Annotated in this window: 3 protein-coding genes; all 3 read right to left on the bottom strand. The window is 68.9% G+C overall.

Annotated elements, in window-relative coordinates; genetic code table 11:
- Positions 1–61: 61 nt before the first annotated feature.
- Positions 62–790 (bottom strand): hypothetical protein, encoded by a 729-nt coding sequence (locus QH195_RS27680; protein ID WP_280437560.1) that lies wholly within the window; start codon positions 788–790, stop codon positions 62–64.
- A 72-nt stretch (positions 791–862) separates the two neighbouring features.
- Complete coding sequence (locus QH195_RS27675) at positions 863–2,851, bottom strand: galactan 5-O-arabinofuranosyltransferase (protein ID WP_280437559.1); 1,989 nt, start codon at positions 2,849–2,851, stop codon at positions 863–865.
- Positions 2,852–3,071: 220 nt separating this feature from the next.
- The gene (locus tag QH195_RS27670) at positions 3,072–6,365 is read right to left on the bottom strand and encodes an arabinosyltransferase domain-containing protein (protein WP_280437561.1); all 3,294 of its coding nucleotides are present in this window, start codon (positions 6,363–6,365) and stop codon (positions 3,072–3,074) included.
- Positions 6,366–6,531 lie beyond the last annotated feature (166 nt).

Genomic DNA, 6,531 nt, shown 5'->3' with positions numbered 1-6,531 from the left:
TCGACGCCGTGTACACCCAAGGGTTCGAAGCGGCCTGCCGGTGGTTCATCGCACGCAGCGGTCAACCCTGCCGCCATGATCTGGATCGGCGGACCGACCCGATCTGGTTCGGGCACAACGAGGTGGCCTGGGCGGGTAAGGCCCCGGGTACAGCGGAGGCGCCCTCGATCACCGCTATCCCGGTTGCCGCCTGCACGATACTGTCGAACCCGCGCCGGCCGGCCCACGGCCCGGTGAACCCCCATGCGCTGACCCGGGCGTGCGGTGCGGCGGGACCGCGGGTCACCCCCCCGACCATTCGCGGCCTAATCCCCCCCCCCCCCTGCGCGCGCACGGGTGTGCCGCCCGCGCGGACGGCCCCGGCGATCTCGGCGGTGGTCGAGGCCGCGGTCGAAACCACCGACAGCGATTCACAACCGGCCAGTTCCGCACGTTCGGCGGCCAGCAACGGCACATCGCGGAGCACTACGGAGAGCGTGTCGCCGGATACGCTGACCCGCAGGCCGCGCGCCGAGGATTTACCCGATTCGTCGGGAACCGTGGCCACCACGGTCCCCTCGGCACCGCCGAGTACCGGGCACGGCACGGTGAGATCCAGCCGCAGCGGCTGATAACTCACCAGCGGCGCCTCGACATCGGTCGCACCGGCCTGCGGCCACTCCAGGACCGTATCGTCCTGCCGGACCGGCAGAACCGGCGCCAGGATCGCCAGCACGAACCCGAGTAGCCCGGACACCAGGGCCAGCAGACGGATACGGTTCGACGCTCGGGAGGATCGTTGCGGTCGCACGGGGCTCGACTCTAATGGGCGCAACCAGGCGCAGCGCAGCCACTGTCGTGCACGGCTCGGCGGCGCGGGAACTCAGCGCTTCACCACGATCAGGCTGAACGGTCCGATATCGGTGGTGGTGAACCGGGGATCGTCGAACAGCGCAGCCGGGAAGGTGACGGTGTAGCGGCGGACGTTGGGGTCGTTCGGGTAGACGTCCGCGGCCAGCCGCAGGGTGTAGTCGTCGCCGCTGCGGCGGAACAGGAAAGCGTCGGGGGCGCGCCACGGGGCGGCCGCCATCGCGTCCAGAAGTTCCTGCGGAGTCTCCAGTTTGCTCCAGGCCTCGATGGCCGCGGACCGGTCCGTGTAGTCGGCCAGCGGGTTCGCGTAATGCGAGGTGAGGCCCTGGAAACCGAAGTACGGGTAGTAGGCGAGGAAAGTGGTGTCGCCGGTGAGCAGTACGTTCTCCGACGGTTCGCGACCGGTCTGCGCCCGCAGGGCGTCGTCGATGTGGTGGTAGTGCCGGACCGCGGCCGGGTCGCGCTGGTCGGCGCGGCGACCGTCACCGTCGGTATCGGTGTAGGCGGTGGTGATCTCGGGAGCCAGCACGTGCGGAATGTTCTGGCAATAGGCCAGCGCGCCCACGGTCGCGAGCACGATCGCCACCCAGCGGAACCGCGCCGGTTCGTTCAGCGCCTGATACACCGCCCGGGCGCCCTCCACGAACCCGAAGGCACCCGCCGCGGCCAGCAGCACCAGCAGCACCGGTTCCAGCCGGAACGACAACAGGGTCGTACCCGCCACCGTGGCCAGCATCGACAGCAGCGACCACAGGTACACCGCGATCACGCCGAGCCCCAGCGATTGCGCCCGCCGCGAGGAACTCGCGCGCAGCACCAGCCAGATCACCCCGATCAGGCACAGGCCGCCGAGCAGCGAGAAATCCACCATCGGCAGCGGTAGTTCGGACCCGGCCTCGGGCAGATAGTGGAACGCGCCGCCGGACTCCAGCTTCGGGTTGTCCAGCATCCGCAGCAAGAAGGGCAGGAACACCGGCAGCCCGACCAGCGCGGTGACCACACCCATCACGATCAAACGCAGCAGCGGGGCACCGATCGCGTGCCCGCGCCCCTCGACCTGCTCCCCCGCAACGCCGGGCTGTGCCGCGATCCGCCGCGGTGTCCGGGCGGCGTAGCGAGCTCGGACACCCAGCCCGGCCGCGACCACCGCCATGAGCACCACCGCGAACACCGCGAACGCGAAGTAGAGCGTATAGAACGTGGCCGCCAGGCCGAGGAACAGCCCGGTACCCAGCACCGCCGCCCAGCCACCCGCCGTGGCAGCACCTGCCTCCCGAGCGAGTTCGGCCGGGCGGTACAGCGCACCCCACGCCATCACCAGTACCGGAGGGATGAGGATGGCGATCACGGCACCATAGGCTTCGGGCGCGGCATAGGTGACGCCGACCGCGGTGATCGCGGCGGTCACCCCCACCGCCCAGTCGGCGCGGATCAACCGCGACCACAGCACCAGCGAGACCACCGCCGCCACCGCGATCGACCCGATCGCGTACGGCTTGAACACCTCCCAGCCGTCCATCCCGAGCACATTCGCGACGCGTCCACCGAACCAGAACCAGCCGGCCGGGTAGAACGGCGGCAGATCCGCGTAGGTCATATCCCGCAGCGCGGCGCTGTCGGTGAGCCGGGTCAGGTATTCGGTGCGGAACTCCTGATCGACCGAGATCCCGAACAGGTACAGCTTCGTCGCCGCCAGCGGCAGCCCCAGGGTGACCGTGACGAAGGCCGAGATCCCGGTCCAGGAAAGCAGTTTCGCCCACCGCCGGGCGCGGCGCAGCCGCAGTAGCGCGATCGATACCGCCAGCAGCACCGCGGCGCCGACCTGTCCCACGGTGGTCAGCGCCCGCAGCACATTCGAGGAGTTGAACGCCGGCCAGTTCACCAGCGAAAACGCCACCAGACCCACGGCGACCACCAGCACGGCGACCAGGGTGGCCAGTGCCGCCTCGCCGATTCCGGTCCCGACCTGACGCCCCAACCGCGCGCCACGACTCGTCGTCATCGGCGTACTTACCTCCGGCTCCTGTCCCACTTACTGGCCGCCGGTCAGCCTAGTGGAGACGCCTTCTGCCCTCCGCGCGCCGACCGCACCGTCGATACACACCGGCCGACGATCCGGCCGCGACTCCGACGACCTCGGGATCAATGGACGGGTCGTGCTCGGGCAACCGACCCGTCGTGGTCTTCGCGTACAAGGCCACTCGACCACGACGAATCGAGTATCAGTACACGCGGAGCATGCCCGGATCCCACAGACCGCTGCGGGTCGCGGTGCCCGTCTGCAAGTGAGCGGGGACCGCGTCGTAGTACTGGTCGTAGCGTTCCAGCGTGCCCCAGTCGCGACCCCAGTCGTTCTTCAGATAGGTCGGGATGGTGGTGGATTTCGCCATCATCTGGGAGAAACCGAGCGGACCGCCGAACTCCTGGGCCTGCCAGGTGTTGGTAGAGCTCACCGCCAGCGGCCGGTCGGGCAGGACACGGAACTTCGGCACCTCGGCGATACCGTTCTCGTGCCGGAACGGGCGCTGGCACGGGAACTGCAGGCCGACCGCCCAGTCGAGCAGGATCGGCTGTTCCGAGCCCAGGTAGTCGTTGGCGGTCTCCAGTTTGGGCAGTCGCGGCGGGGTGAAGGCCAGCCACTGGTCGCCGATGAGGATGGGGTCGTTGGCGACGATGCGCACCGCGTCGGCTTCCGGGGCGAGTTCGTCCAGCGGGATACGCAGGTTGCGCCACGACGGGGCGGGGCCGATATCGCGCGGCACGTAGGTGCCGAGATAGCCGACCGAACCGTCCGGCTGCCGTTTCCCGTAGTCGACGGTGAGCGATTGGCCGTACTGCATGACACCGCTGTCGTCGTAGGACAGGATCCGCCCGGCGGCGGTGACGACCAGCAGCGGATGATCCGGCGAGCGCTGCGGCAGTTCGTACCAGCTGGAGGTGACCAGTGCGGGCTGCTGCACACCTTCCTGGTAGCTGCCGAGCACCGGCGTGGTGGCCGGGTCCAGCCCGAACGGCAGGGCCACCGTGGAGCCGTTGATGCCGAGCGCACCCTGGCCGCCACCGGTACCGGCGTTCTGGCCCTCCGCGAACGAGGCGCCCACCGACTGGTTGGAGGTGTTGCCGGTGCCCGGTTTCACCTCGACCGCGTCGGCGGACAGATCGTCGGGGACCCCGTTGGGATCGAAACCGACCGGGTCCACACCGGCCAGCGGGTCACCGGGGTTGGTGGGCGGGTTCGCCGGATCGACGATCGGGTTCAACCGGCCGGCATTGGCGTTCACCTCGACGAGCACATCGTTGGCCAGCCCGCAGGACTCACCGGCGAGAGCGTCGATATTGCCCCGTGCCAGCGAATAACCCGGGTACTGCGAATACGCGCCCTTGGCCAGCGAGAGCACCTCGAACAGCACCATGGCCGCGGCCACCAGGGTCAGCGGTATGGCGGCGAACTTGCGAACCCGCCGGCCGCGCACCGTCCGGGTGGAATTCGGCGGCTTGGCATATCCCTCCCGCAGTACGTGCCAGCCCACGAGCAGCAGCGACAGCCCGAACAGCAGCAGCATCACGGTGTTGGACGAGATACCGAACAGCGAGACCCGCTTGTCGAACCACGGGACCCCGTAACTCGAGACGTACCAGTAGCCGTTGATCCCGGAGAACGCGAGCGCCAAGGTGAACATCAGCCCGGCCAGGAAGATTGCCCGGTTCTTGCGCGCGCGCAGCGCCGAGGCCGACACCGCGACCGCGGTCACCGCGGCCAGCGAACCCGCGATACCGGCGTAGGCGCCGAAGTGGTGGGTCCACTTGGTCGGGTTGAACATCATGAAGAAGATCGTGCCGATCACCACGCCCATCAGCCGCCAGGTCGGGCCGACGGCGATCCCGGGCACCCGGCGGCGGCGCAGCAGCACCAGCATGGTGGTGAACAGGCACAGCAGCATGACCAGGAACGCGAACCGGCGTGCCAGCGACCCGTCGACAGTTTCGACGAACAGGTAGTAGTAGCGCAGATAGTCCTCGTACCAGGCCAGGTTCGGGCCGGCCAGCTGCCGGACCCGGTTCGCCTCCTGGATACCGGCGAAGGTCTGATCGCTGTAGACCACCGTGAGCACCAGGAATCCGGCGGCCGCCAGCGGTGCCAGCAACGCCGCGGTGCCGTGCTCACGATGTCGTTTCACGATGATGCGGGTGATCGGCCGGATACCGGCCAGCAGCGCGGCCACACACATGAGCCCGGTCGGGGCCGCGGCCAGTGTGAACGCCGCGACCACGACCGCGACGGCGGCGGGCAGCAGGCGGGCGGTGGCGATGGCGCGTTCGATGGAAACCCAGGTGAGCAGCGCGCCCAGTGCGACGATCGGTTCCGAACGCAGACCGTTGTCGAAGGGCAGCCAGAACGCCAGGAACACCAGGCCGCCGGTCCACAGCGGCACACTGCCGAACCAGGCCCGGGCGCGTGCCCCCCGCAAACCGTTACCCAGCCGCGGTACCACCTCGCGGCTGATCACCATCCAGGACAGGATCCCGCAGGCCAGGGCGGGCAGCCGGACCCACGGGCTGGCCGTGGAGACCTCGGCGAACAGCTGGATCACGTAGTAGTACCAGCCGAACGGCGCCTCCGGCACCCCGTACCAGCGGAAGTAGTTGGCCATATAGCCGGCGTCCGGCGCCACCCGCACCATGCTCAGGATGTAGCCGTCGTCGGAGGTGTTGGCGCCGAGGAAATGCCAGATCAGCAGGGTGCCGATCACCCCGCCGTCGGCGAGCGTGGGTTTGAGCCAGTGCGCGGGCAGGAACCGCCGGTGCCCGCGTCCGTCGCTGGTGTCCAGCCGGGCCAGCGCCACCAGCGCGAGCACGGTGCACAGCACGGCCGCGATCATGGCGGCGAGTTTGATCCAGGTGGGGCTCGAGCTGAACCGGGTGTCGATGGTCGATTCGAGGGTCATCCCGGCCGGGACATCACCGGTCATGTCGGTGAAGATGCCCACCATCTGCGGGCGCAGATCACCGAGCAGTTGCCCTGCGTTGGGCTCGCCGGTCTCGGTGACCAGCCCCTCGAACGCCGCTGTGGTGCGCTCGTTGTCGGAGCTGATGGTGATGGCCGAGCAATTCGCCATCTCCGCCCGGTCGGCCGTGGCCACGACCGCATTGCGGTCCACCACATCGACCGAGGTATCGGAGACCCGCACGAACAGCGCCTCCAGCGCCGCCCGGTCGCCCTGCGGGGGCGCGGTGGCCAGCAGCATGCCACCTTCGGGCGGCAGTTGGTTCACCGCCGAACACGGGATGGTCGCGGTGAGGTCGATCGGCACCTGCGACATCAGCGGGGCCTGCAAATTGGCCAGGCTGTTGTTCTGCGGCCAGGTCAGCGTCGCCGTGGTCTGGGTGACCGGTAGGAACGGGGTGGCGATCGCGAAGAGCGCACCGAGTACACCGGTGACGATCGCTGCGAGACGCGCGACCCGGAAATCCCTCGGCGTAACCCTCGGTCCCGGCTCCGGTGGCGTCTTGGTCAGTTCTGGGGTGGGGACTTATGTCACGCTGGCATGCGTCTTGGGCGCACCGCGCCCCGCCGGGGCGGGGGCGCGGGGGGGGCTTTTAAACAAAAACCCGCCCCCCCGACGGGGGGATAAAAAAGGGTTTGCGGGATGTGGGGTTATAAAAAAAGATGGGGGGGGGGGG

The sequence above is a fragment of the Nocardia carnea genome (assembly GCF_029868855.1).
Classification (GTDB): Bacteria; Actinomycetota; Actinomycetes; order Mycobacteriales; family Mycobacteriaceae; genus Nocardia; species Nocardia carnea_A.
This window is presented reverse-complemented; position numbering and strand designations above follow the sequence as displayed.